This window comes from Mariniphaga sp. (assembly GCF_041687215.1).
In the GTDB taxonomy this organism is placed as follows: domain Bacteria; phylum Bacteroidota; class Bacteroidia; order Bacteroidales; family Prolixibacteraceae; genus Mariniphaga.
In genome coordinates this window covers 73,875-98,236 of record NZ_JAWLCI010000002.1, presented here as the reverse complement: position 1 = coordinate 98,236, position 24,362 = coordinate 73,875, and the positions used below count along the sequence as shown (strand labels likewise).

Genomic DNA, 24,362 nt, shown 5'->3' with positions numbered 1-24,362 from the left:
AAACTACTGAGAATTTCGTTTTTCCAGAAGTACAACATTTTCAACATGATGGGTGTGCGGAAACATATCAACAGGCTGAACTTTAGTTGTTTTGTAATAATCATTCAGTATTGAAATATCGCGGGCCTGTGTGGCCGGATTGCAGCTTACATAAACTATTTTTTCTGGTAAAATCGATAAAATAGTTTTCAATACATCCGAATGCATTCCGGCACGCGGTGGATCAGTAATAATAACTTCAGGACGTCCATGCGATTCAATAAATTCTTCGTTAAGTAAATCTTTAATGTCTCCTGAGAAAAAATAAGTATTTTCAATCTGATTTAAAAGTGCATTTTCTTTGGCATCTTCAATGGCTTCCGGAATATATTCCAACCCCACAACCTTTTTAGCATTTTTGGCAATAAAATTGGCAATGGTACCGGTTCCGGTATATAAATCATAAACAATTTCATTTCCGTTTAACCCGGCAAATTCTCTTGCAACTTTGTATAATTCAAAAGCTTGTTCAGAATTGGTTTGATAAAAGCTTTTGGGGCCGATTTTAAACCTCAGGCCTTCCATTTCTTCAAAAATATAATCGCGGCCGTAAAACTGTAGTATTTCCTGGTCATGAATTGTATCGTTGCCTTTTTGGTTAATTACGTATAGAAGTGATGTTATTTCGGGAAATTGATTTTTAACGGCCTCCAAAAGGTGCTTTATTTTTTTTCTGTCATTCTGAAAAAAGGAGAGAATAACCATTGTTTCACCAATTGAACTTGTGCGAATGATGAGGGTTCTTAAAAGTCCTGTTTTTTGTTTTATATCAAAAAAGCTATACCCATTCTCCAATGAAAAGTTGTAAATAAAATTGCGAATTTTATTTGATGGATCAGGTTGCAGCCAGCACTTTTCAATGTTTATAACTTTGTCGAACATTCCGGGAACATGAAAACCCAACGCATTAAGGTTCGCTATTTCTTCCCCTGATTCAATTTCTTCAGCCGATAACCACCTTTTGTCAGAAAAAGTAAACTCAAGTTTGTTTCTGTAAAAAGTATCTTTTTTTGAACCTTTGATAGGAAAAATTCCCGGAAGTTCTATTTTCCCAATTCTTTTTAACTGGTCTTCTACTTGTTTTTGTTTATAATTTAATTGTTTTGGGTATGGCAGGAATTGCCATTTGCAACCACCGCAAATTCCAAAATGCTGACAAAAAGCATCAGTTCTGTCTTTGGAAAATTCATGTATTTGGGTAACAATAGCCTCCTGGTATTTTTTTCTTTTTTTAATTACCTGAAGGTCAACAACATCTCCTGGAATTACCAGTTTAGTAAACACAACAATGTTTCCTATGCGGGCCAGTGCTTTTCCTTCTGAACCAATATCTTCTATTTGAACCTTTTCGTAAAATGGTTTTTTCTTGTTTCTTCCCACTTTTTTTTTGCAAATATAATGTTTATAGGCGATTGCTGAGGAAAACAGGCGTTTTTCTGATTCCCGATAGTAAACACGTTTTCCCATTTTGGGAAAAATAATGAATTTTGGAAGAATAATGTATTTTTTGTCAATTAATTACTTTTATAATAGAAAGTTTTTTAATTATATTTGTTACGATTTAATGGTTGGTTTTATTTTCAGAAATAGAACTTAAAAAGGGGAAAGCATCTTCTGTATTTATGATTGGTTTTGTGTTTAGGGGTTTGTAAATCATCAATCATCTTCAAAAAGCGTCCATAGCTTTCCCCTTCTCTTTTTACCCGAAAGGGTATTTTTTTTATCCAATTTTTTTAATTTTTCGTTTTGCTTTAATAATTATCTTTGGCCACGTTGTAAAAAGGAAATGATTTCGTTAGACAAGATACAAGTTAGCTTTGGAGGTTTTGATTTACTAAAGGAAACCAGTTTTTTGGTTCGTCCGGATGACCGGATTGGATTAATTGGGAAAAACGGTGCAGGAAAAACAACTCTGTTGAAATTAATTTCAGGAATGTTACAACCTTCAGAAGGGGAGGTGAATATTCCCAAAGGCACCACAATTGGTTATCTTCCACAGGAAATGAAACTGGAAGACAAGAACACATTGTTGGACGAAACCATGCTTGCTTTTGATGAATTACTTTCCCTGGAAAAAAGAATTGCAAATCTTAATGTTGAAATTTCGGCATCTGCCGATTTTCATTCTGAGGAATATCTCAATAAACTAAACCTGATTTCTGATTTAAATGAAAGGTATTCAATTTTGGGAGGTGACTCCTACCAGGCTGAAATAGAACAAACGCTTTTGGGCCTTGGTTTTGAGCGGAAAGATTTTTCCCGTCCCACTTCAGAATTTAGCGGTGGCTGGCGTATGCGCGTTGAACTGGCCAAGGTGTTGTTGAAAAAACCAGATATTATTTTGCTCGACGAACCTACCAATCATCTTGACATTGAGTCGATTCAATGGCTTGAAAATTTCCTGAAAAATTATAAAGGCTCAATTGTGCTTGTTTCTCATGATAAAGCTTTTCTTGATGCTGTTTGTAACCGGACACTTGAAATTTCGCTCGGGAAAATTACAGATCAGAATATGAATTATTCTGCCTTTGTGAAATGGAAAAAAGAGCAGCGCGAAATCCGTATGGCATCATATCGCAACCAGCAGAAAATGATTGAAGACACTGAAAAGTTTATCGAACGATTCAGGTACAAAGCCACTAAAGCAGTTCAGGTTCAGTCTCGTATAAAACAGTTGGATAAACTTGACAGGATTGAAATTGAAGAGCAGGATAATGCCAGCCTGAAATTGAAATTTCCACCAGCTCCGCGATCTGGCAGAGTGGTGGTGGAGGCTAAAAATATTACAAAAATATACGATAAGCTTTTGGTTTTGAACGATATCGATCTGAAAATAGAACACGGGGAAAAAGTGGCTTTTGTTGGTCGAAACGGAGAAGGTAAAACCACTTTGGTCAGGATTATTCTTCAACAAATTGATTTTTCAGGATCATTAAACATTGGGCACAATGTTAAAATAGGATACTTTGCGCAAAATCAGGCGCAGTTACTTAATGGTGAATTAACTGTTTTTGATACCATTGATGAAATTGCGGTGGGCGAAGTAAGAACAAAAATCAGGGACATTCTGGGTGCTTTTTTGTTTTCGGGCGATGTTGTGGACAAAAAGGTAAAAGTATTAAGCGGAGGTGAAAAGTCGAGGCTTGCTATGATTCGCTTAATGCTGGAGCCGGTAAATCTGCTGGTACTCGATGAGCCGACCAATCACCTCGATATGCAATCGAAAGAAATTCTGAAAGAGGCACTTGCTCTCTTTTCCGGAACTGTTATTGTAGTTTCGCACGACCGCGAATTTTTGGACGGAATGGTGGATTGTGTTTATGAATTCCGGAACAAAAAAATAAAACAACATCTGGGAGGTATATACAATTTTCTTCAGAAAAAGAGGATGGAATCGTTGAAAGAGCTGGAAATACCTTCGGTAAATGGCAACACACAAAAAAATAATAAGGCAAAAATTGAAACCAAAAACCGGGGAATTAGTTTTGAGGAACGAAAGGAAATAAACCGGAATGTTTCAAAGCTGGGAAAAACAGTGATTGAAATAGAAGAAACGATTGAGTCTTTGGAAAATGAAATATCGGAAATGGATGAACTTTTAGCGAATCCGGAAAATCTGGAAGATGAAGGAATTTACAATCGGTACGACACGTTAAAAATTGAATTGGCCCAAACCATGGAACAATGGGAAAAAATGCACGAAGAACTGGAAACCTGGAAAGAAAAAAAAGCTGCAAATGAATAGAGAAGATTATATTTTTGGAACCAGGGCCGTTATTGAAGCCATCAAAAACGGGCGAAATATAGAGAGGGTTCTGATTAAAAAAGGACTTGATAATGATTTGTTCGCAGAACTGTTTCTGTTATTGAAAGAAAATAATATTCCGTTTCAGTTTGTACCGATCGAAAAAATTAACCGGGTAACCAGAAAAAATCATCAGGGAATTGTAGCCTATATTTCTGCTGTTGAGTATTTCGATCTGGAAACTCTAATTCCCGGACTATTCGAAGCAGGAGTTGATCCATTAATCCTAATTCTCGACCAGGTAACCGATGTCAGAAATTTTGGAGCAATTGTGCGAACCGCAGAATGTGCCGGAGTTCATGCCGTGGTAATTCCTGAAAAAGGAATGGTACGAATTGGGGCCGACGCAATAAAAACATCGGCAGGGGCTTTGCACGCTGTTCCGGTTTGCAAAGTAAAAAGTTTGCAAACTGCAATCCATTTCCTGAAAAATTCCGGGATAAGAATTATTGCTGCCACTGAAAAAGCAACTAAAATTTTTACTGAATCTGAAATGAATTCTCCTCTTGCAATCATAATGGGTTCGGAGGATGCAGGTATTTCTTCATCCATTCTTCAGTTAACGGATGAACAGGTTAAAATTCCGTTGTTTGGAAAGATTGAGTCTTTAAATGTTTCGGTTGCAGCCGGACTAATGATTTACGAAGCCATCAGGCAACGGAATTAGCTGTTTACAGGGATGGTTCGTTTGAAAGTTTGTTCAAGCGAAATAAACGTTTCAGTGCTGGCAATTCCTTGAATTTTTTGAACCTGGTTGCTTAGAATCTTTTTCAGGTGCTCGTTGTCTTTGGCATAAACTTTTACAAAAATGGCATACTGCCCTGTGGTGTAATGGCATTCAACAATTTCAGGAATTAGTTTCAGCTTTTCAACTACTTCAGAAAAAAGTCCCCCTTTTTCCAAAAAAACACCAATATAACTACACGTTTTGAATTCAACTTTATTTGGGTTAATATGGTACCCCGAACCAATAATTACTTCAAGGTCAATCATTCTGTTCACTCTTTGGTGAACTGCTGCCCGGGAGATACCTACCTCTTTTGCTACATCTTTAAACGGAATGCGTGCGTTTTGGGTAATTATATCCAGAATTTTCAAATCAATATCGTCTAAGCTGCTTTTTAAGGTCATCGTGCACTAAATTTTCAATCAAAAATAGAAAAAAACATATTAAAAACGGAGTTATTCAAATGAGTACTGGTTTTAATTTCCTGATTTTTGTTTTCCTGTTTTTTTAATCACATAATTTTGTTTATCCAAATGTTAATAAATTTTATATTTTAATATTTTTTTGATATTAAAATTACAAATAAGTATCAAATTGATATATTTGCAACCTGAATAGTATCAATAAGACAAATTTTAGACTAAAAGGCAAAGTTATGAAAAGTACAAAAAAATGGTGGTTCATTTTAGGATTACTAATTGTTGCAGGCTTAGTGGGAGTGATTCTTCCTGCAGGATCAACTGAACAGGATTACTCTGGCCTTGTTGCCGGAGATACAGCCTGGATGCTCACTGCAACTGCACTGGTTTTATTAATGACACCCGGTCTCGCTTTCTTTTATGGTGGAATGATTCAACCCCGTCACATTATTTCCACCATGCTGCAGAGTTTTATTGCCATGGGTATAGTTAGCGTGTTGTGGGTGGTAATCGGTTTTAGTATCGCTTTTGGCGATAGTATAGGAGGAGAGGGATATGGTATTTTTGGAAATCCGTTTACTTTTTTCATGTTTAAAGGAGTGGGTGGCGGAACTCATCCTGATTTTTCACCTACTTTCCCGTTAGCGGTATTTGCCATGTTCCAGTTAAAGTTCGCAATAATTACCCCTGCACTTATTACCGGTTCTTTTGCCGGAAGAGTGCGTTTCAGGGCATATATGCTATTTATCTGTTTATTTGTGATTTTTATTTATTCGCCGCTGGCTCACTGGACCTGGCATCCGAACGGTTTTTTAAGAAACTGGGGCGTGCTCGATTTTGCCGGTGGAACCGTGGTACACATGTCGGCCGGATTTGCTGCTTTGGCAGGGGCCATTTTTCTTGGACGACGGAAAGATGCAATGAAAAAATTCAAACCTGCCAATATACCTTACATACTTCTTGGGGCAGGGATGCTTTGGTTTGGCTGGTTTGGTTTTAATGCAGGTTCAGCCCTTGCTGCCGATTCGGTTGCTGCCCGTGCCCTGGTAAATACCAATACTGCTTCTGCCGCGGCAATGCTAACCTGGATTTTTTTCGATGCCGCAAAAGGAATTAAACCTTCGGCTGTTGGTGCTTCCATTGGTTTGGTGGTTGGTTTGGTTGCCATAACGCCTGCTGCCGGTTTTGTAGATGTCGGATCTAGTATTTTTATTGGCGTAATTGCTGCAATAATCAGTAATTATGCTATTGCATTAAGAACAAAATCAATGCTTGACGATACGCTGGACGTATTTCCGGCGCACGGTATGGGTGGAATTACGGGAATGTTGGCTACGGCCATCTTTGCCAATGATGTTGGACTTATTCACGGAGAAATAACAACTTTTCTATACCATTTACTTGCGCTGGTAATCGTTAGCATTTTTACTTTTGGGGGTTCATTGCTAATGTATAAAATTACCGATTTGATTATTCCCATGCGGATTTCTCCCCATGGTGAAAAAGTTGGTTTAGATATTAGCCAGCACGATGAATCGTATGACTTTGTTTACAGGGAATAATAATGCGCACAAAAAAGCCGGCAAAAACCGGCTTTTATTTATTGAATCGGCACTTGCCGTTTAAAGTCCATCTCAAGAGACATAAAGGTTTCGGTGCGCGCAATGCCTTCAATTTCCTGAAGTTTATCATCTATTATTTTCTTCAGGTGTTTGTTGGTTTTTGTCTGAATTTTAATAAAAATGGCATACTGACCTGTGGTGTAATGACATTCTACAATTTCAGGAATATCGCGCATTGCAGCTACAACCTGGCGGTGGTATTTTGCTTTTTCAAGATAAATTCCCATGTATGCACAGGTGTTATATCCCAGTTTTTGAGGATTCACAATGAATTCACTTCCGGTAATCACTCCAATATTCAAAAGCCGCTGAACACGCTGGTGTATGGCCGCTCCGGATACGCCACATTCCCTGGCTACTTCTAAAAATGGAATACGTGCATTTTTAGTTATCAATTTCAGGATTTTTTCATCCAGTTGGTCAATGTCGGCTGCTTGCTCGAGGTAATCTGCTTTATCCATGCTTCTAATTTTCCATTTGAGTTTCAAATTATAAAACAAAAGTATGAAAAATTTATAATTGCAAATCAGGAATGCTTTATAACATTACATTTAAAATCTCGTTGGAAAATTAGTCCCGTGCAGACTTTTGTTCGAAACTATTTGGATTATAGAGATTTGCCAAACCTTGTTTGATGTCTGCACCGGATGGTTCCTGAAAAACCCGTAAATCAAACTCGGGAATGACGGCAAGAATATGGTCAAAAATATCTGCCTGAATAGATTCATAGCGTGCCCAGGCTTTGTCTTTACAAAATACATAAATTTCAACTGGTAATCCTTTTTCAGTAGGATGCAGGTGGCGAACCAGAAAAGTCATATCGTTATTAACCATAGGGTGTTGGCGCAAATAAACCTCTAAATATTTTCTGAAAACACCAATGTTTGTTTGCCGCCTGCCACTAATTATATCTTCATCAGAAATATTTCTTTCCTTGTTATATTCCCTGATTTCCTCCTCTTTTTTCCTTACATAATCACGAATTAAAAGGAATTTTTCCAGCCGGTTCATCAATGCGCTGTCGCATAGTTTAATCGAGTTCATATCAATGTTAATGGCTCGTTTTATCCGACGTCCACCTGATTCTTCCATCCCTTTCCAGTTAATAAACGATTCGGAAACCATGGAATAGGTAGGAATGGTAGATATAGTGCGATCCCAGTTTTGAACTTTAACTGTATTTAAGGAAATGTCAATTACGGTGCCATCGGCGCCCCTGCTGCGCATTTCAACCCAGTCGCCAATTTTTACCATATTGTTTCCTGAGAGTTGAATGGATGCCACAAATCCTAAAATGGAATCTTTAAAAATCAGAAGTAAAACAGCCCCCATTGCACCTAATCCGGCTAGCAAAACTGTCGGGTCGCGTTCAAGTAAAATTGAAATAATGAGAATACCGGACAAGGAAAAAATCAGAATTTTAAAAAGTTGTAAGTATCCTTTTATGGGCCGGTGCATGGCATAAGGCGTAGTGTTGTATATGTCGAGTCCGGCATTCAGCAGTGAATTTAGGACGAAAATGAAAATAAATACAAAATAGATTTGTGCAGTTTTGGTCAAAAAACCTGCCAGCGAAAAATAGTAATCTTTTGCAAGCATGCTTAATGTAGCTTCGCTCAATTCAGTAAGTTCCTGGTGAATAATTGGATAGGAAAAATCGGCTGAGTGGTACAGTATAAATGCAGGTATCAAATGTGCCAGATTTCTGAAAACTTTCCGGTTTACCAACATATCGTCCCATGATGTTTTTGAGCGAAGTGCAATCCGGTTAACAATTTTTATAATAATTTGTCGGGTTAAAAAATGTCCAAGCCAGGCCATTACAAAAAGAAGAATTAAAGTAGCGAAGGCTGCTCCTGGCTTAGCGAAAAATTCTAAATGTTCAACAGAACGAATGGTATCAAGCAGAAATTTGTAAACAGTTCTCATTATTCTGAACGTTATTTTTAATTTTAGCCAAAAATAACAAATGCAAATAATTATGAATAGGAAGTTTCTGTTTATTCTTTTTCTGTTTCCTATGATAACCATCGGACAGGAAAGCTTTTCAAAATATTTTCAGAAAAAATCAATGAGATTTGATTTTCTGCTTGGAGGAAATTCAAAGGAGGTCACAGTGTATCCACAACAAATAAAGCAGGAACCGCATTGGGCAGGTTCTCTGATAAATTTAACCGACACTTTTAATTATGGTTCGTACCGTTTCCAGGTTTATGATTTTGAAACCGGAAACCTGCTGTATTCCAAAGGCTTTAGTACACTTTTTCAGGAATGGCAAACAACAGCAGAAGCTAAAATAACAGACAGAACATTTTACCAGGCTGCCATTTTCCCTTTTCCCAATAATAAGGTTCGGCTTAGCATTGAAGCGCGGCAATGGGAGGGAAATTTTAAATCAATTTTTGAAACAGAAATTGATCCGGCAAATTATTTTATTTTGAAAGAAGACCCGTGTCCGTATGATTTTGTTGTAATTGAAAAGAATGGAAAACCGGAAGAGAAAGTAGATTTGGTTATTCTGGCCGAAGGTTATACCGCCGAAGAAATGGACAAGTTTGTGGATGATGCAAAAAGGGTTAGCGGTTATTTGTTCGATGAAGAGCCTTTTAAATCGAACAGGGAAAAGTTTAATGTAACAGCATTGTTAACTCCTTCGGTAGATTCTGGCACTGATATTCCCGGCGAAAATATCTATAAAAATACCATGTTCAATGCTACTTTTTATACTTTTGATCTCGATCGGTACCTCACCACCAGCGATATGAAGTCGATTTACGATGCTGCTGCCAGCGTTCCGTACGATCATATTTATATTTTGGTAAACAGTGAAAGGTATGGTGGCGGAGGTTTTTACAATTTTTTAAGTGTTTGTACATCAAATAATCAGTTAACAAAAGAAGTTTTCGTACATGAGTTTGGCCATGGGTTTGCTGGTTTAGGAGATGAATATTACAATTCTTCGGTGGCTTATGAAGACTTTTATAACCTTGAAATTGAACCCTGGGAACCCAATCTTACCACACTGGTAGAGTTTGATAATAAGTGGAAACAGATGCTCGATTTGGCAACTCCGGTTCCAACGCCACGTGAATCAAAATTTTCGGGTACAGTTGGGGTTTTCGAAGGCGGTGGTTACTTAGCTAAGGGAATTTACAGTCCGGTTATGGATTGCCGCATGAAAAGCAACAATGCCAAAGAGTTTTGTCCGGTTTGTACTCGTGCCATACAGCAAGTGATTGATTTTCATTGTAAATAAAAAAACGGACCTGGTTTACCAAATCCGTTTTCTTATTTTAGCAAAAATTTTATTCTTTTTTGGCTAATTTGCTGGTTACAAAGTAGGCAATAATTAAACCAACTCCACCAAAGAAGAAAATCATAGTAAAAAAGGCTACTACTTCGTTTACAACATTGGCCAAAGCAAAACCGGTAATTACACCAACAGACAAACCAATGAGGAAAATTCCCCATTTAAGCAAGGCATATTTTGATGGTTCCGTTTTAAAAATGCTGGCATCTGCTCCTTTTTCAATCAAAGCGAGCCGTTCCTTAGTCCGTGTAGTCCAGTAAACATACAGTATGGCAAAAATTGCCAGAAAAAATCCGATTGGTACAAAAATTCCTTCCATGATATTAAATTTTAAATTGTTTTTTGTTTTCTGACCTTTTGACGCCGGGTTTTTCTTCTGGTTACACTTTTTTTAGTTATTCTTTTAAATAAATTTGTAACCAGAACAAAATAATCTCGTCAAAGGTACAGATGGAAAATAAAGACGATAATTATTACATCGAAAAGGTTATTGCCGGGCAAACCAATTACTTTTCGTATATCGTTGAAAGATACCAGGATATCGTTTTTTCCATTGCACTAAAAGTTCTTAAAAATCGTGAAGATGCTGAAGAAATGGCCCAGGAAAGTTTTATTAAAGCTTACAAATCGCTTCATACTTTTCAGGGGAAAGCAAAATTTTCTACGTGGTTGTACCGAATTACGTATAATACCTGTATTTCGGAAACCCGGAAGAAAAAACAATATTTTGCTTCTACCGATGAGGTTCAGATTAGCGACGAAGCAGAGGAAATGAATCTTGACGGCATTCCGGCTGAAAACCGCGAAAAGTATGTAAAAGCAGCTTTGGATAAACTGCCTGAAGATGAATATACACTGGTTGTGCTTTATTATTTTGAAGATCAATCGGTAGAAGAGATAAGTAAAGTTACCGGATTGAGCGAAAGTAATACCAAGGTTAAGCTGCACAGGGCACGTAAAAAGCTCTATACTATTTTAAATGACATGTTGAAGGAAGATTTATATACGATACTATGAAACGAACATGAATTTTAATTCTTCAAATTCACAAAAAAAAGAATTAAAATTCATCGAGAGTTCCATCGAATACAAAAGAAATTAATTATTTTAATGAGATGAAAACGTTTGAAGAAGATAAGGAATTAAAACAACTGCTTAAAAGTGTAAAACTCGAATCGCCGGGTGCAGATTTTTCTGCCCAGGTTATGAACAGGGTTTTTGCCGAGCAGCCAGCGCTTGAGCAGGTTAAAAGTTTACCCGTTTTAGGGAAAGGTTTTTGGATTATTCTGGCTCTTTTTGCAGCTTTATTGGCAACAGTGGTTTTGGTTTCGGGCGGCGGTTCGGCTTCAGAACAAACACCTGCGCTGCTTCAACAGGTAAATACCGATGCCATGCTTACAGGTTACCGTGCGTTTTTCGATAAGTTTGCCAGTCTGCCAGCCGGAATTGCCGGAATTTTTATGGGAGCTTCACTGCTTTTATTGCTTGAAAAATTCCTGGGTTCGCGCCGGCACGCAATACTGTAAAAACGGATTTTAAAAAATACACACACTTGAAATCCTGGCTACTTGCCGGGATTTTGTTTTTAAAAACAGGCTTCTTTTACCAGGTATTTTCCAACATAAGTTTCAATTCCATCTTCGAGTTCAACAAAAGGTTTGGAATAACCAATTTCCCTGAGTTTGTCTGTTTCAGCTTCTGTGTAATACTGGTAACGCCCGCGTAATTCAACCGGTGTGTCAACAAACGAAATTTCCGGATTTATTTTGAGACTCCTGAATACTGCCCTGGTTAAGTCAAGGAATGATCGGGCTTTCCCGGTTCCAACATTATAAATTCCTGAATTTTCCTGATTGTGCATAAAATAGAGCATCACATCGGCAATGTCGTCCACATAAACAAAATCGCGGCATTGCTCACCATCTTTGTAATCTTTGTGGTGCGATTTAAACAACTTCATTTGGCCGGTTTTATTTATGGTATTAAAAGCATGAAGCACAACTGAAGCCATTCTGCCTTTATGAAATTCGTTGGGACCGTAAACATTAAAAAACTTTAAGCCCGCCCAAAATGGGGGAGTCCGGGTTTGTTTCAATGCCCAAACATCAAAATTGTGTTTCGACCAACCATATAAATTTAAAGGGCGAAGATTTGACAGATTAATGTGTGTGTCAGAAAAACCCCATTCACCATTTCCGTATGTGGCTGCCGACGAGGCATAAACAAGTGGTACCTGAATTTCAGAACAAATATTCCAGAGTCTTTGCGAATAGATCAAGTTGAGTTGCTGATAAAGTTCTGGCTCAAGCCCCACAGTGTCGGTACGGGCGCCCATGTGAAAAATGAAATCTACATTTTCTGCATGTTTAATAAGCCACTTAAAAAACTTATCCCTGTCGATGAATTTTCTGTATTTTTTGCTGAAAAGGTTGATGTCTTTAGATGGATCATCAAACCGGTCAACCAGAATCAAATCATTGTAACCCGCCTGGTTCAGCTTTCCTGCTAAATAACTGCCTATAAAACCGGCAGCACCTGTAATTACTATCATTCTTTCAAAGTGGTTTAATTTGGCAAAGTAAAATCAAAGAGTTCACCCGTCAAAGTGGTCATTGCTATAACTTATTTTTACTTCGAATATTGTATAATTCACAAAAAAATTTTAACTGAATTTTACTCTGGCCATCTGTTTATTTGATGATAGACAGCAATAAGATAAAAAAGGTTGCTTATTACTTCCTGATTGCTCGTTAACATCAATTTTCTGTAAAACAGTGAAATCATTCGGGTGCCCTTTCTGAAAAAAAAATCCATCTTTGTATGAATTTAAAGATTTTACACTATGTGCACACCAGAAATAAATAATGCAAATGTTTACGAACGTATTGATGTTTATGATGAAAACATAACCAATAATCTTTCGGAACATTATAAAAGTATTTTGGAAATTTTAGGCGAAAATGCATCACGCGAAGGATTGGATAAAACACCAGAACGGGTTGCCAAAGCCATGCAGTTTTTGTTGCAGGGTTACAAAACCGACCCGGTGGAAATTTTAAAATCTGCTATGTTTAAAGAGGATTACCGTCAAATGGTTATTGTAAAAGATATTGAAATTTATTCGATGTGCGAGCATCATTTGCTTCCGTTTTTTGGGAAGGCGCATGTTGCATATATTCCAAACGGAACAATTACCGGGTTGAGCAAAATTGCCCGCGTGGTTGATGTTTTTGCACGCCGGCTTCAGGTTCAGGAGCGGCTTACTTCGCAAATTAAAGAGTGCATTCATGACACGTTAAAACCGCTTGGAGTTGCCGTGGTTATTGAAGCACAGCACCTTTGCATGCAAATGCGCGGAATTCAGAAACAACATTCCATTACAACAACTTCCGATTTTACCGGAGCTTTTCAGAAAAATGCCACCCGCGACGAGTTCATTAAACTTATAAGCACAAAGTTTAGCTGATTTTGTTACAGAAATTCGAGGCAAACCGGGGCTGGCAGTTTTAATTCTTTACCCGAAAATTCAGGAATTCCGGTTTCTGTATTTATTTTGAAAACCACAATATTTCCGCTGTGCTGGTTGGCCACCAGTAAAAAATTACCGTCATTAGTTAAAGTGAAATTTCTTGGCCATTCGCCACGAGTTGGAACCGTTGTTAGAAATTTCAGTTGTTTTGAAACAGGATCAGTTTTAAAAACAGCAATAGAATTATGACCTCTGTTCGAACCATAAACATATTTTCCGTTGGCAGAAACATGAATATCAGCGCAGTAGCTTGTCCCGCTGAAATTTTCAGGCAAGGTGGAAATAGTTTGCACCACTTCCAGGTTGCGACCCTTTTTTTCGATCACACTAATGGTTGAATTCAACTCATTAATCACATAAGTGACATCAGCATTCGGATGAAAATCAAAATGCCGTGGACCGGAACCGGGAGGAAGTTTTACAAATGGTTGTTTCGCTGGTATTAGTTTATCTTTTTTCAGGTCGAAAATATTCAGTTGGTCGGTACCCAAATCGGCACTGAAAGCCTGTTTGCCGTTTTTCGAAAATTTAATGGCGTGGGCATGAGGTGCAGTTTGTCGTGAAGTTGGACCAGAACCCTCATTGATAATTGTTGAACTTGCAGGACTGAGCTTTCCATCGTCATTTATTTTGTATAACGATGTAGTTCCGCCACCGTATGTTGCAATGGCTGCAAAATTTCCATCGGGCGAAACATCGACGTGACACGGGTCTGAACCATGAGATACCTGCTTGTTCAGAAATTCCAAATCGCCATCATCTTTTATTTTATATCCTTGGATGTGCCCTCCAGATTTTTCAATTTTTTCCGGATGCCGGGTAACTGCATACAAATAGTTTCGGTTTGGTGAAATTTTTAAAAACGAAGGATTGTCAATTCCCTTGAACGTATTAATCAGCTCAATTTCTCCGTTTGAAAAGTCAAAACTGCAAAGATAAATGCCTTCTGCGCCTTCCGAAGTAAAAGTGCCAACATATAATTTGCCTGAATTAGAAACTTGTGAAAAGCCTTGAAAAACCAGCAAAAGACTAATAATTCCGCCAAGTATTTTTTGTTTCATAGTTTTAAATTTTGTTTTTGATGAAAGAATTATTTACCAAATTGAACATTTTTTTGCAATAAACGCTTTTTTTATGGTAACTTTTTATGCATAAATTTAAAACGATTGTATTATGAAAACTTTAATGATTGGTTTGCTTTTGATTTTTATTTCTGGTTTGAGTGCAGTAAATGCACAAAAGCTTGAAAAAGTGTGGGAAACTTCGGCTGATTTAAAAACACCGGAATCAGTTCTTTTTGATGAAGAAAAGGAAATTATGTACGTGGCAAATATTAACGGTGATCCGTCGGAAAAGGATGGGAACGGTTTTATAAGTATTTTAAATGCTGATGGAAGCGAAAAGAACCTGGAATGGGTGAAAGGCCTCGATGCACCCAAAGGAATGGCTTTGCACGATGGAAAACTTTATGTTTCTGATATTGACAGGCTGGTTGAAATTGATGTTCAATCGGGTAAAATAATCAGCAGGTACCATGCAACAAATGCGGTTTTTCTGAATGATGTAGCTGCTTGTAGCAATGGAATGATTTTGGTGTCAGATACCAGAACAGCAAAAATTCATGCGCTTGTAAACGGCTCTTTAACTCTTTGGATGGAAGGTGAACCACTTGAAACGCCCAACGGACTGTTCACCGAAATGGGTAAACTTTACATCGGAGATAAAAATATTTATGAAGTGGATATCAAAACAAAAGAAATTAAACAAATAATTGCTGATGCCGGAGGAGTTGACGGACTGGAGAAAAACAACGCAGGAGAATTTGTGTTTTCCAACTGGCCGGGAAGGGTTTTTGTAAACCGTAACGGCAAAAATGTAAAATTACTCGATACCACTGCCCAGGAAATTAATACTGCAGATTTGGATTTTGCACTTAAACTTGATTTGGTTCTGGTACCTACATTTTTTGATAATAAGGTTGTGGCATACAAAATTGTTGACTAATTTAGAGGCTAACAGAATTTTAAATAAAAAAATTGAAATGGAAGAACCTAAAATTGCAGCAAAATTTCCCAAAATGGTCACCCTTGAGCCAGGAACTTATTACTGGTGTGCTTGTGGCCGAAGTAATAATCAGCCTTTTTGCGACGGCTCCCATCAGGGAACAGGGTTTACACCGCTTGCATTCGAAATAGAAGAAAAAAAAGATGCCTGGCTCTGTCAGTGTAAGCGTTCGAAAAACAAACCATTTTGCGATGGTACGCATAAGGAATTGTAAATAGAATACAGCCGGCGTCAACCGGCTGTTTTTTGTTAGTTTCTTTTAAAATATTCTTTCGATGCATTACAAATAGGGCATTTATAATCATCGGGTAAATCTTCAAACGAAGTTCCCGGAGGAATTCCTGCTGTGGGGTCTCCTTCTTCAGGATTGTATTGGAAACCGCAAATTTGACAGGTAAAACTATCCATGTTGTCTCCTTTTTCCTGTTCTGCTTTTTGAGGTTCAGACTCTTGTTTTTTATCTGGTTCTTTTTCGCTTTCGAGTTTGGCCTTTTCAATATATGTGGGTGAATTTTTCGGCGAAAGCATTTTGTATTTCTCACGGTAATAAGCATAAGTAAGCGGTTCTTCGTCTGAAAGAACATCACTTTCCAGAACTTCACCAATAATCAGAATATGCGAACCCACATCCTGGGTGGCAACAACTTTGCAGTCGAACCAGGCCACTGACGAATCGAGAACGATTGGAGCACCGGTTTGGGCTGTTTTGGTTTCCACATTCCGGAATTTATCAACGTCAGTTCCCGACATGAAACCAAATTCACCAATAAGCGACGTACTTGCATTTTTTCCTAATACCGAAATAGAAAAAATTTTACTTTCAAGAATTTTTTCAAGTGAAGCATTGTTTTTGTGGCAACTAATGGCAATTTGTGAAGGCTCTGATGTTACCTGGAAAACAGTGTTTCCTATGTAACCTGCATTTTCGTTGTTCGCCCGGGTGGTAATAATGTAGAGCCCGTAAGATAATTTGTGAAAAGCTTTGTATTTCATATGATACCTTTTTTTATACTTTTATAAAATTAATAATATTTCGAAAAACCATGTTTATAATAATTCTTTCATCTTTACAATGAAAGCAATAAAAATAAAGGAACCATGAGAAAAACTACCATTTTGACTCTTTTTTTTGTAACATTCTTTTCAACCGTTTTTGCCCAGAACTTTGAATTACTGGAAGAGAATTTGAAACAACTGCAAACGCAAGATGAAAATCTGAATCACAGGCTTGATGTGGTTGAAAAAATGATTGACGATTTGCTCTGGTATCAAAAAGTGGGTGATGTTGCCCATGTTGACAAACTATATATTTACGGACCTCCAAAATGGAAAGAAGAAAATCCCACAGCCAAAGGTGCAGGTAATCCTGTAAAATTTTGGACCTATGTGTTTATTCCTAAAGATGTTGATGTTTCAAAAAAATATCCGCTGATTGTTTTGCCCCACGGTGGTGTACATGCTGATTTTACAACCTACTACTCCCATATTGTGCGTGAATTTTTATGTCAGGGATATGTTATTGTAGCTCCCGAATACAGGGGAAGCACCGGCTATGGAAAAGCGCATTACGAAAAAATAGATTATGGTGGACTTGAAACTGAAGATGTTTTTTACAGCCGGAATTATATGATCGAAAATTATGAATTTATTGATGAAAAGCGCGTGGGAATTGTTGGATGGAGCCACGGCGGATTAATTGCGCTGATGAACATTTTTGATCACCCAAACGATTACCAGGTGGCTTTTGCCGGTGTTCCGGTTAGCGATTTAATTGCCCGGATGGGGTACCACACCCAAAGTTACCGCGATTTGTTTGAAGCGGATTACCATATTGGACAAAATGCCAACGACAATGTTGCAGAATACCGCCGGCGGTCTCCAGCATGGAATACCCATAAATACAAAGGAACTCCATTGCTTATTCATACAAATACCAACGATGACGATGTGAATGTACTGGAAGTGGAACATTTGATAAAATCGTTAAAAGCTGAAGGTAAACCATTCGATTACGAGATTTTTGATGCTTTGCCCGGAGGCCATTCATTCGACAGAATGGATACAAAAAAGGCTAAAGAAATCAGATTTAAAATACATAATCATTTGGCTAAACATTTAAAACCCATCAACCCATTTACCAATTTACAAGATTTGCAAAAGGCAGGTTACAGGTATTAACTTGAATTATTTCATCCCAAATTCAACTTTTTGTTTCAAATAGGGAAAATATTAAAAAATTCTTCCTATTTTGGCACAGTTTTTAGGATTATGGACGATCAACTAAAAAAAACTTAAAAATGACCAGCCAAAATAATAATAACAACAACAATTATAAAGTATTTATTGTTGAAGATAATAAACTTTATGCCCAGGTTCTAAAGAAACAGCTCCTTGATCAACAATACCAGGTTAAGGTTTTTTATAATGGAAAAGACTGTATATCACATCTTAATGATCAGCCCGATGTAATTACCCTGGATTATACTTTGCCTGATATGACAGGCCATGAAGTTTTAAAAGAAATTCAGAAAAAAGCACCTGACACTCATGTAATCATAATTTCAGCCCAGGAAAGCATAAGCACGGCCATTGAACTAATGAAGGACGGAGCTTATGATTATATTATGAAAGCTGCGGACACAAGGGAAAAGCTTACAAATGTTATTAAAAACATTTACCAGTCAGATCAGCTAAAACAGGAAAATACAAGGCTTAAAGACGCCATCAAGGATCATTACAATTTCAGGAAGCTTATTAAAGGAAACAGCCGTGAAATTGATCATGTTTTCAGTTTAATGGAAAAAGCGTGTCAAACGAATATCTCGGTATCTATTTATGGTGAAACCGGAACCGGAAAAGAGCTGGTTGCCAAAGGAATTCATTACAATTCGCCAAGGAGTAACAAACCATTTGTTGCTGTTAACGTTTCGGCAATTCCTGAAGGATTAATTGAAAGTGAACTGTTTGGTCATGAAAAAGGAGCCTTCACCGGGGCCGATTTCAAAAAAATTGGAAAATTTGAAATGGCTAATTCAGGTACACTGTTTTTAGACGAAATAGCAGACCTGGACATTAATATTCAGGCCAAACTGCTTAGGGTTATACAGGAACGTGAGCTAATGCGTCTGGGAGGTACTGAAAACATTTCACTTAATGTGAGAATTCTTACCGCCACCCATAAAAACCTGTCGGCCCTTGTTAACGAAGGAAAATTCAGGCAGGACCTTTATTACCGGTTGCTTGGTTTGCCTATTGAACTTCCGCCTTTAAGGCAAAGAGGGAACGACATCATTTTGTTGGCCAAACATTTTGTAAATGAATTTTGCAAAGAAAACAAAATGACTCCTAAAAATATTACAGATGAATCCAAGCAATTATTACGGACTTATCATTACCCGGGAAATATAAGGGAATTGAAGGCTGTTATGGAACTCGCGTGCGTTATGACAAACGGAGATTCTATTAAACCTACACATTTGAATATGAGTGTGGACGAAAATGTTCAGAATTTGCTTTCCAATGAAAAATCGTTGGACGAATATAACTACGATATAGTAAAACATTTTTTGAATAAATACAATCAAAATGTTCGATTAGTAGCCAAAAAACTGGGAATTGGTAAATCAACCATTTACAGAATGTTACAAAAAAAGGAATTTACCATGAATTAGAATTCTTCTGATTCGATCTCGTACATTAATAAATTTTCTTTTATTTTTTTTGCTGAATTTTTTGTATAGAAATAATATTTTTTACATTTGCAACGCAATACATTCTGTATTGCTTGTGTGTTTGGGGGTTAACTTAAGGGCGGCTATAGAGCTGCCCTTTCTTTTTTTATCCCAAATATTTGCCTGAACTGCGCAAATTTCATTTTTGTTGACTAATTTCGTGACCGTTTTATTTAATTTACAAAAACTAAAACCGGATAAATGGCTGTTCAGGGAACTGCAGAAATTGTACTTATTTATATTGTAGGAACCTTAGGTATGATTATTCTTGCCGGTGCTGTTTTTTTCTTTTTTGTAACGTACCAAAAACGACTGTTAAAGAAAGAATTGGAAATCAATAAAATAAAATCTGATCAGCAAGAGGAAATTTTAAAAAACACCATACTTGCTCAGGAAAAAGAGCGGAAACGTATTGCACAGGATTTGCACGATGAAGTGGGAGCAATGCTTTCTGTTGTTAAATTAAATGTTTCACGTTTTGAGCGCAAATCAGAGAATGACAGTGCCAAAGAACTTGCAAATGAAACAAAAACATACCTTGAAAATGTAATTACACAGGTAAGACGAATTTCAAGAGCTTTAATGCCACCTTCACTTGAAAAACTGGGATTGGATTTTGCTGTTGAAGAATTTGTAAACTGGGCAAATAAATCGGGCCAAATTGAGGTGGAATACTGGAAAAGTGGCCAACCACTCCGGCTTAATTCAAAAAAAGAACTTGCAGTTTTTCGAGTTATTCAGGAGCTGGTAAACAATGCCATAAAGCATGCCGGGGCTTCCAAAATTTTAATTAAAGCCCGATTTACTCCGGTTTCCATTGCCATTTCCGTTACTGATGATGGGGTTGGTTTTGAGATGGATAAAATGACTAAAACCGGTCTGGGATTAAAAAACCTTGAAAGTCGTGCTCAAATCATGGGTGCCCGTATAAAAATAAACTCCAGTCCCGGAAAAGGTACATCAGCAATTTTACTAATTAGCTCATTGGAATAATTTATGGATAATAAAAAGATAAATGTAGTAATTGCAGACGACCACAAACTTTTCAGGAAGGGAATCCGGTCTTTATTGGAGGAATTTCCATTGGTTAATAAAATATATGAAGCAGGAAATGGAATAGAATTACTCGAATTGCTGAAACAGTTGGATACTTTACCTGAAATTATACTTTTAGATATTCAAATGCCGGTAATGAATGGCATTGACGCCCAAAGAAGAATCAGACAACTTTATCCTTTACAAAAGGTGATAATCCTTACCATGGAAGACGACGAACAATTTATTATGCACATGATTTCTGAAGGAGTAAGCGGATACTTGCTAAAAGATGCCGAACCGGATGAACTGGAAGAAGCGATTGTAAAAGTGGTGAAAAATGATTTTTATTTTCCTCCGGGTCTGGCGCAATTGGTACTAAAAAGTACCAGACAAAAACATAACTTAAAGCAAGATTTACCTGAATTTTCTGATAGAGAACTGGAAGTGCTTGATTTGATTTGCCGTGAGTTTACTGCGCCCGAAATTGCAGAAAAACTGGAAATCAGTCCGAGGACTGTGGAAGGGCACAGGCGTAAGTTGCTTGAAAAATCGGGATCAAAAAATATTGCGGGGCTGGTTGTATTTGCATTGAAAAATAACCTGGTTTTTATAAAATAAAAAAGGGGTTCTGGCCAGAACCCCTTTACGGATTATCCGTAACCCTTCATGCCTTTATCATTTCAGGAATAGAGAGAACGTGTTGATAGGAGAGAATGAAATGATGGCTATCAGGAAAGGTCAAATCCAGTGTGCTAAAGAATACTGGATTGAGGTATGGGGTAATGTCGTTATTTGTTCTGAGTATATTCATTAGTTTTTATAAAATTTTCCAATACAATATTCTGAAATTATTTAATACTAAAAAAGAGTAATTCTACCTATAGCCAATACGTAGAATTACGTGTTGGTTTTTGCGTAGTTTTACGCATAAAAAAAGCCATCCGACTTCGTCGGATGACTTTTTATCTGTCAGAAATTCAGTTTCTTATTTAATATTTGCCTGAGCGGCAGCAACGCGTGCAATTGGCACACGGTAGGGTGAACAACTTACGTAGTCCATTCCAACACTGTCGCAAAACATAACAGAAGAGGGTTCTCCTCCGTGTTCTCCGCAAATACCCACTTTCAAATCAGATTTTACGCTACGGCCTTTTTCAACGCCCATTTTTACCAACTGTCCAACGCCTTCCTGGTCAAGTACCTGGAACGGATCGTTTTTCAAGATTCCTTTTTCAATATAGATTGGTAGGAATTTGCCGGCATCATCACGCGAATAACCAAAAGTCATCTGGGTGAGGTCGTTGGTGCCGAACGAAAAGAATTCAGCTTCATTTGCCACCAGGTCGGCGGTTAATGCCGCACGCGGAACTTCAATCATTGTACCAACAAGGTAATCAACTTTTGAACCTTTCTCTTCGAAAACTTTTTTGGCAGTTGCATGAATGATATCGGCCTGCATTTTATATTCTTTTACAGTTCCAATAAGCGGAACCATAATCTCGGGCAATACATCCACACCTTTTTGTTTCAGGTTAACGGCTGCTTCAATAATAGCCCTGGCCTGCATTTCGGTTATTTCAGGGTAGGTATTTCCCAAACGGCAACCGCGGTGTCCGAGCATGGGGTTGAATTCATGCAAGTCCTCAACAAGTGCCTTAACTGCTTCAGTCGAAATCCCCATTTCCTTAGCCATGTCTTTCTGGTTGGCTTCTTCGTGCGGAACAAACTCATGCAACGGCGGGTCAAGCAACCGGATGGTCACCCCAAAACCGGCCATAGCTTCAAGAATTCCTTCGAAATCTTCACGCTGATATGGAAGCAGTTTTTCCAATGCTTTACGTCTTTCGGTTTCGTTGTTTGCCAGAATCATTTCACGCATAGCTTTTATGCGGTCACCTTCGAAGAACATGTGTTCTGTGCGGCAAAGACCAATACCTTCCGCCCCAAATTTCCGGGCAACTTTTGCGTCATTCGGAGAATCGGCGTTGGTACGCACTTTCATCCGTGAAAATTTATCAGCCAGATTCATGATTTTAGCAAAGTCACCGCTCATTTCCGGATCTTTTGTGGTAATTTTTCCTTCATAAACTTTACCGGTTGAACCGTTCAGCGAAATCCAGTCACCTTCCTGGAACTCTTTTCCGTCAATGGTCATTATGCGGGTTTTATAATTGATTTTTACCGCACCTGCACCGGAAACACAACATTTTCCCATACCACGGGCTACAACTGCTGCGTGCGATGTCATACCACCGCGTGCAGTAAGAATTCCTTTTGCAATGTGCATTCCTTCAAGGTCCTCGGGTGAAGTTTCAACGCGTACCAGAATGGATACAGGATATTTTGCTGCCTCGTCGGCAAAAAATACAACCTGGCCGGTTGCAGCACCCGGAGATGCCGGCAATCCTTTTGCAATTTCGTTGGCCGATTTGATGGCCGATGCTTCGAATACCGGGTGAAGCAATTCATCCAGTTTATTGGCATCAATGCGTTTTAAGGCAGTTTTATCATCAATTACACCTTGTTCCAGCAAATCAACTGCAATTTTTACCATGGCAGCCCCGGTACGTTTTCCGTTACGGGTTTGCAGCAACCATAATTTACCTTCCTGAATGGTAAACTCGAGGTCTTGCATATCTTTATAATGGTCTTCCAGTTTTTGCTGGGTTTCTTCCAGTTGTTTATAAATTTCGGGCATGGCTTCTTCCAGTGAAGGATATTTCGATGCCCTTTCTTCTTCACTTACGCCTTGTAATTCAGCCCATTTTCTTGAACCGGAAAGGGTAATTTCCTGAGGAGTACGGATACCTGCAACTACATCTTCTCCCTGCGCGTTAATCAGGTATTCTCCGTTGAATACATCTTCGCCTGTTCCTGCGTCGCGGGTAAAGGCAACGCCAGTGCCGGAAGATTCGCCCATGTTACCAAATACCATGGCCTGAACGTTAACTGCAGTTCCCCATTCGTCAGGGATTTGTTCCATCCTGCGGTAAAATATGGCACGCGGATTTTCCCAACTGTTAAAAACGGCAGCAACAGAACCCCAAAGTTGTTCCCACGGATCGGTTGGGAAATCTTTGCCGGTAACTTTTTTTACGGCCGCTTTAAAGCGTCTTACCAATTCCTTTAAATCTTCAGTAGTAAAATCTGTATCCAGTTGAATGCCTTTTTCTTCTTTTAACTCATCGATAATCTCTTCAAAAGGATCATGTTCTTCTTTGCTGGCCGGTTTCATATCCATAACCACATCGCCATACATTTGTACAAACCGGCGGTATGAATCCCATGCAAAACGAGGATTGCCAGATTTTTTTGCAATGCCTTCCACTGCATCGTCGTTCATACCCAGGTTAAGAACAGTGTCCATCATTCCCGGCATGGAAGCACGGGCGCCTGAACGAACTGATAACAAGCAGGGATTGTCTTTATCACCAAATGTAGTTCCGGTAAGTTCTTCAACCAATGCAACTGCTGCTTCAACTTCCGGTTTAATCCGGTTAAACGTTTTTTCCTGACCCTCTTCGTTATACATGGTACAAACTTCGGTAGTAATGGTAAATCCCGGAGGAACAGGAACCCCAATCAGGTTCATTTCTGCCAGGTTAGCACCCTTGCCACCCAGAAGGTTTTTCATGTCAGCTTTACCTTCGGCTTTTCCAGCTCCAAAAGTATATACATGTTTTGCCATAAATAGTGTTTTTATAATTATTAATAAAAAGAAATCTTTAAATTTTGGATTGCAAAAATAACTCTATTTTTTTAGAATGTAATAAATAAGCCAAATTAGAGTTGATGATTACAAGTGGCTATGTGCCTGAAAATATTAGAGATGGGAGGTGGTATGTTAAAATAATCTGAAGTACCTGTTGTTGAATTTTTGAATTTTCTTTTTTTATGTTCCATTCTTTATGTTTTCAATTCTTTTTAATGCAATGCAAATATATAAAATTAAGCCTAAGTTCAAGATTTAGAATCATTGTTTATCTTTTTGATTATGAAGAGTTAACATTCTTTAACTTAGATTGAAATTAGTTAACTGTTTTTGTTCGTACTTTTGTTTCAACAAGAAAAAGTAAAA

22 protein-coding genes are annotated in these 24,362 nt (G+C 38.0%); 13 read left to right on the top strand and 9 right to left on the bottom strand.

The window, feature by feature from the left end; translation table 11 throughout:
• Window positions 1-3: 3 nt before the first annotated feature.
• Window positions 4-1,506 carry a 23S rRNA (uracil(1939)-C(5))-methyltransferase RlmD gene (rlmD, locus tag ACESMA_RS01700; protein ID WP_372947020.1) on the bottom strand — a complete coding sequence of 501 codons (1,503 nt, stop codon included), beginning with the start codon at window positions 1,504-1,506 and terminating at the stop codon, window positions 4-6.
• A gap of 319 nt (window positions 1,507-1,825) precedes the next feature.
• Here rlmD and ACESMA_RS01695 point away from each other — a divergent pair, with 319 nt between their 5' ends.
• Together ACESMA_RS01695 and rlmB are read left to right on the top strand one after the other, a co-directional pair.
• The gene (locus ACESMA_RS01695; protein WP_372947019.1) at window positions 1,826-3,784 is read left to right on the top strand and encodes an ABC-F family ATP-binding cassette domain-containing protein; all 1,959 of its coding nucleotides are present in this window, start codon (window positions 1,826-1,828) and stop codon (window positions 3,782-3,784) included.
• A complete protein-coding gene (gene rlmB / locus ACESMA_RS01690) occupies window positions 3,777-4,511 on the top strand; it encodes a 23S rRNA (guanosine(2251)-2'-O)-methyltransferase RlmB (protein ID WP_372947018.1) in 735 nt (244 codons plus the stop codon). The genes ACESMA_RS01695 and rlmB overlap by 8 nt, the downstream gene beginning before the upstream one ends.
• On the opposite strand, the gene ACESMA_RS01685 is transcribed toward rlmB, so the two are convergent.
• Entirely contained in the window at window positions 4,508-4,975 is a 468-nt protein-coding gene (locus ACESMA_RS01685; RefSeq protein ID WP_372947017.1) for an Lrp/AsnC family transcriptional regulator, read from the bottom strand. The two genes, rlmB and ACESMA_RS01685, sit on opposite strands and share 4 nt — an antisense overlap.
• Before the next feature lie 251 nt (window positions 4,976-5,226).
• Between ACESMA_RS01685 and ACESMA_RS01680 the strand changes: the two genes are divergently transcribed.
• Complete coding sequence (locus ACESMA_RS01680; RefSeq protein WP_372947016.1) at window positions 5,227-6,552, top strand: ammonium transporter; 1,326 nt, start codon at window positions 5,227-5,229, stop codon at window positions 6,550-6,552.
• A 38-nt stretch (window positions 6,553-6,590) separates the two neighbouring features.
• On the opposite strand, the gene ACESMA_RS01675 is transcribed toward ACESMA_RS01680, so the two are convergent.
• On the bottom strand, window positions 6,591-7,073 hold the full coding sequence (locus ACESMA_RS01675; protein ID WP_372947015.1) for an Lrp/AsnC family transcriptional regulator: 483 nt from the start codon (window positions 7,071-7,073) through the stop codon (window positions 6,591-6,593).
• Between the two features lie 109 nt (window positions 7,074-7,182).
• A complete protein-coding gene (locus tag ACESMA_RS01670) occupies window positions 7,183-8,541 on the bottom strand; it encodes a mechanosensitive ion channel family protein (protein WP_372947014.1) in 1,359 nt (452 codons plus the stop codon).
• Window positions 8,542-8,593: 52 nt separating this feature from the next.
• Between ACESMA_RS01670 and ACESMA_RS01665 the strand changes: the two genes are divergently transcribed.
• A complete protein-coding gene (locus ACESMA_RS01665; protein ID WP_372947013.1) occupies window positions 8,594-9,868 on the top strand; it encodes a M64 family metallopeptidase in 1,275 nt (424 codons plus the stop codon).
• Between the two features lie 49 nt (window positions 9,869-9,917).
• Here ACESMA_RS01665 and ACESMA_RS01660 read toward each other — a convergent pair whose 3' ends face one another.
• On the bottom strand, window positions 9,918-10,241 hold the full coding sequence (locus tag ACESMA_RS01660) for a DUF6249 domain-containing protein (RefSeq protein ID WP_372947012.1): 324 nt from the start codon (window positions 10,239-10,241) through the stop codon (window positions 9,918-9,920).
• Window positions 10,242-10,372: 131 nt separating this feature from the next.
• Here ACESMA_RS01660 and ACESMA_RS01655 point away from each other — a divergent pair, with 131 nt between their 5' ends.
• Complete coding sequence (locus ACESMA_RS01655; protein WP_372947011.1) at window positions 10,373-10,939, top strand: RNA polymerase sigma factor; 567 nt, start codon at window positions 10,373-10,375, stop codon at window positions 10,937-10,939.
• Window positions 10,940-11,037: 98 nt separating this feature from the next.
• Complete coding sequence (locus ACESMA_RS01650; RefSeq protein WP_372947010.1) at window positions 11,038-11,448, top strand: hypothetical protein; 411 nt, start codon at window positions 11,038-11,040, stop codon at window positions 11,446-11,448.
• 59 nt (window positions 11,449-11,507) lie between these two features.
• On the opposite strand, the gene rfaD is transcribed toward ACESMA_RS01650, so the two are convergent.
• Complete coding sequence (gene rfaD / locus ACESMA_RS01645) at window positions 11,508-12,473, bottom strand: ADP-glyceromanno-heptose 6-epimerase (protein ID WP_372947009.1); 966 nt, start codon at window positions 12,471-12,473, stop codon at window positions 11,508-11,510.
• Window positions 12,474-12,764: 291 nt separating this feature from the next.
• Here rfaD and folE point away from each other — a divergent pair, with 291 nt between their 5' ends.
• The gene (gene folE, locus ACESMA_RS01640; RefSeq protein ID WP_372947008.1) at window positions 12,765-13,388 is read left to right on the top strand and encodes a GTP cyclohydrolase I FolE; all 624 of its coding nucleotides are present in this window, start codon (window positions 12,765-12,767) and stop codon (window positions 13,386-13,388) included.
• Between the two features lie 5 nt (window positions 13,389-13,393).
• Here the strand turns inward: folE and ACESMA_RS01635 are convergent, their stop codons facing one another.
• Window positions 13,394-14,512 (bottom strand): lactonase family protein, encoded by a 1,119-nt coding sequence (locus tag ACESMA_RS01635; RefSeq protein ID WP_372947007.1) that lies wholly within the window; start codon window positions 14,510-14,512, stop codon window positions 13,394-13,396.
• Between the two features lie 112 nt (window positions 14,513-14,624).
• Here ACESMA_RS01635 and ACESMA_RS01630 point away from each other — a divergent pair, with 112 nt between their 5' ends.
• A complete protein-coding gene (locus ACESMA_RS01630; protein ID WP_372947006.1) occupies window positions 14,625-15,455 on the top strand; it encodes a hypothetical protein in 831 nt (276 codons plus the stop codon).
• Window positions 15,456-15,492: 37 nt separating this feature from the next.
• Window positions 15,493-15,729, top strand: coding sequence for a CDGSH iron-sulfur domain-containing protein (locus tag ACESMA_RS01625; RefSeq protein WP_372947005.1), 237 nt, complete (start codon window positions 15,493-15,495; stop codon window positions 15,727-15,729).
• A 35-nt stretch (window positions 15,730-15,764) separates the two neighbouring features.
• Here the strand turns inward: ACESMA_RS01625 and ACESMA_RS01620 are convergent, their stop codons facing one another.
• Window positions 15,765-16,508, bottom strand: coding sequence for a flavin reductase (locus ACESMA_RS01620; RefSeq protein ID WP_372947004.1), 744 nt, complete (start codon window positions 16,506-16,508; stop codon window positions 15,765-15,767).
• Between the two features lie 105 nt (window positions 16,509-16,613).
• Here ACESMA_RS01620 and ACESMA_RS01615 point away from each other — a divergent pair, with 105 nt between their 5' ends.
• The 4 genes from ACESMA_RS01615 (at window position 16,614) to ACESMA_RS01600 (ending at window position 20,902) form a co-directional block, all read left to right on the top strand.
• Window positions 16,614-17,693 carry an alpha/beta hydrolase family protein gene (locus ACESMA_RS01615; RefSeq protein WP_372947003.1) on the top strand — a complete coding sequence of 360 codons (1,080 nt, stop codon included), beginning with the start codon at window positions 16,614-16,616 and terminating at the stop codon, window positions 17,691-17,693.
• Window positions 17,694-17,812: 119 nt separating this feature from the next.
• Complete coding sequence (locus ACESMA_RS01610; RefSeq protein ID WP_372947002.1) at window positions 17,813-19,186, top strand: sigma-54-dependent transcriptional regulator; 1,374 nt, start codon at window positions 17,813-17,815, stop codon at window positions 19,184-19,186.
• A 261-nt stretch (window positions 19,187-19,447) separates the two neighbouring features.
• Window positions 19,448-20,239 (top strand): sensor histidine kinase, encoded by a 792-nt coding sequence (locus ACESMA_RS01605; protein WP_372947001.1) that lies wholly within the window; start codon window positions 19,448-19,450, stop codon window positions 20,237-20,239.
• 3 nt (window positions 20,240-20,242) lie between these two features.
• Window positions 20,243-20,902, top strand: coding sequence for a response regulator (locus ACESMA_RS01600; RefSeq protein WP_372947000.1), 660 nt, complete (start codon window positions 20,243-20,245; stop codon window positions 20,900-20,902).
• A 367-nt stretch (window positions 20,903-21,269) separates the two neighbouring features.
• Here ACESMA_RS01600 and ppdK read toward each other — a convergent pair whose 3' ends face one another.
• Window positions 21,270-23,972, bottom strand: coding sequence for a pyruvate, phosphate dikinase (gene ppdK / locus ACESMA_RS01595; RefSeq protein ID WP_372946999.1), 2,703 nt, complete (start codon window positions 23,970-23,972; stop codon window positions 21,270-21,272).
• Between the last annotated feature and the right edge of the window lie 390 nt (window positions 23,973-24,362).

Bases quoted from the DNA above. Each gene is read 5' to 3' on its own strand.
- ACESMA_RS01635 (WP_372947007.1), bottom strand. From the start codon at position 14,512: ATGAAACAAAAAATACTTGGCGGAATTATTAGTCTTTTGCTGGTTTTT.
- rlmB (WP_372947018.1), top strand. From the start codon at position 3,777: ATGAATAGAGAAGATTATATTTTTGGAACCAGGGCCGTTATTGAAGCC.
- ppdK (WP_372946999.1), bottom strand. From the start codon at position 23,972: ATGGCAAAACATGTATATACTTTTGGAGCTGGAAAAGCCGAAGGTAAA.
- rfaD (WP_372947009.1), bottom strand. From the start codon at position 12,473: ATGATAGTAATTACAGGTGCTGCCGGTTTTATAGGCAGTTATTTAGCA.
- rlmD (WP_372947020.1), bottom strand. From the start codon at position 1,506: ATGGGAAAACGTGTTTACTATCGGGAATCAGAAAAACGCCTGTTTTCC.
- folE (WP_372947008.1), top strand. From the start codon at position 12,765: ATGTGCACACCAGAAATAAATAATGCAAATGTTTACGAACGTATTGAT.
- ACESMA_RS01630 (WP_372947006.1), top strand. From the start codon at position 14,625: ATGAAAACTTTAATGATTGGTTTGCTTTTGATTTTTATTTCTGGTTTG.
- ACESMA_RS01615 (WP_372947003.1), top strand. From the start codon at position 16,614: ATGAGAAAAACTACCATTTTGACTCTTTTTTTTGTAACATTCTTTTCA.
- ACESMA_RS01605 (WP_372947001.1), top strand. From the start codon at position 19,448: ATGGCTGTTCAGGGAACTGCAGAAATTGTACTTATTTATATTGTAGGA.
- ACESMA_RS01600 (WP_372947000.1), top strand. From the start codon at position 20,243: ATGGATAATAAAAAGATAAATGTAGTAATTGCAGACGACCACAAACTT.
- ACESMA_RS01695 (WP_372947019.1), top strand. From the start codon at position 1,826: ATGATTTCGTTAGACAAGATACAAGTTAGCTTTGGAGGTTTTGATTTA.
- ACESMA_RS01660 (WP_372947012.1), bottom strand. From the start codon at position 10,241: ATGGAAGGAATTTTTGTACCAATCGGATTTTTTCTGGCAATTTTTGCC.
- ACESMA_RS01670 (WP_372947014.1), bottom strand. From the start codon at position 8,541: ATGAGAACTGTTTACAAATTTCTGCTTGATACCATTCGTTCTGTTGAA.
- ACESMA_RS01655 (WP_372947011.1), top strand. From the start codon at position 10,373: ATGGAAAATAAAGACGATAATTATTACATCGAAAAGGTTATTGCCGGG.
- ACESMA_RS01620 (WP_372947004.1), bottom strand. From the start codon at position 16,508: ATGAAATACAAAGCTTTTCACAAATTATCTTACGGGCTCTACATTATT.
- ACESMA_RS01680 (WP_372947016.1), top strand. From the start codon at position 5,227: ATGAAAAGTACAAAAAAATGGTGGTTCATTTTAGGATTACTAATTGTT.
- ACESMA_RS01650 (WP_372947010.1), top strand. From the start codon at position 11,038: ATGAAAACGTTTGAAGAAGATAAGGAATTAAAACAACTGCTTAAAAGT.
- ACESMA_RS01610 (WP_372947002.1), top strand. From the start codon at position 17,813: ATGACCAGCCAAAATAATAATAACAACAACAATTATAAAGTATTTATT.
- ACESMA_RS01675 (WP_372947015.1), bottom strand. From the start codon at position 7,073: ATGGATAAAGCAGATTACCTCGAGCAAGCAGCCGACATTGACCAACTG.
- ACESMA_RS01625 (WP_372947005.1), top strand. From the start codon at position 15,493: ATGGAAGAACCTAAAATTGCAGCAAAATTTCCCAAAATGGTCACCCTT.
- ACESMA_RS01685 (WP_372947017.1), bottom strand. From the start codon at position 4,975: ATGACCTTAAAAAGCAGCTTAGACGATATTGATTTGAAAATTCTGGAT.
- ACESMA_RS01665 (WP_372947013.1), top strand. From the start codon at position 8,594: ATGAATAGGAAGTTTCTGTTTATTCTTTTTCTGTTTCCTATGATAACC.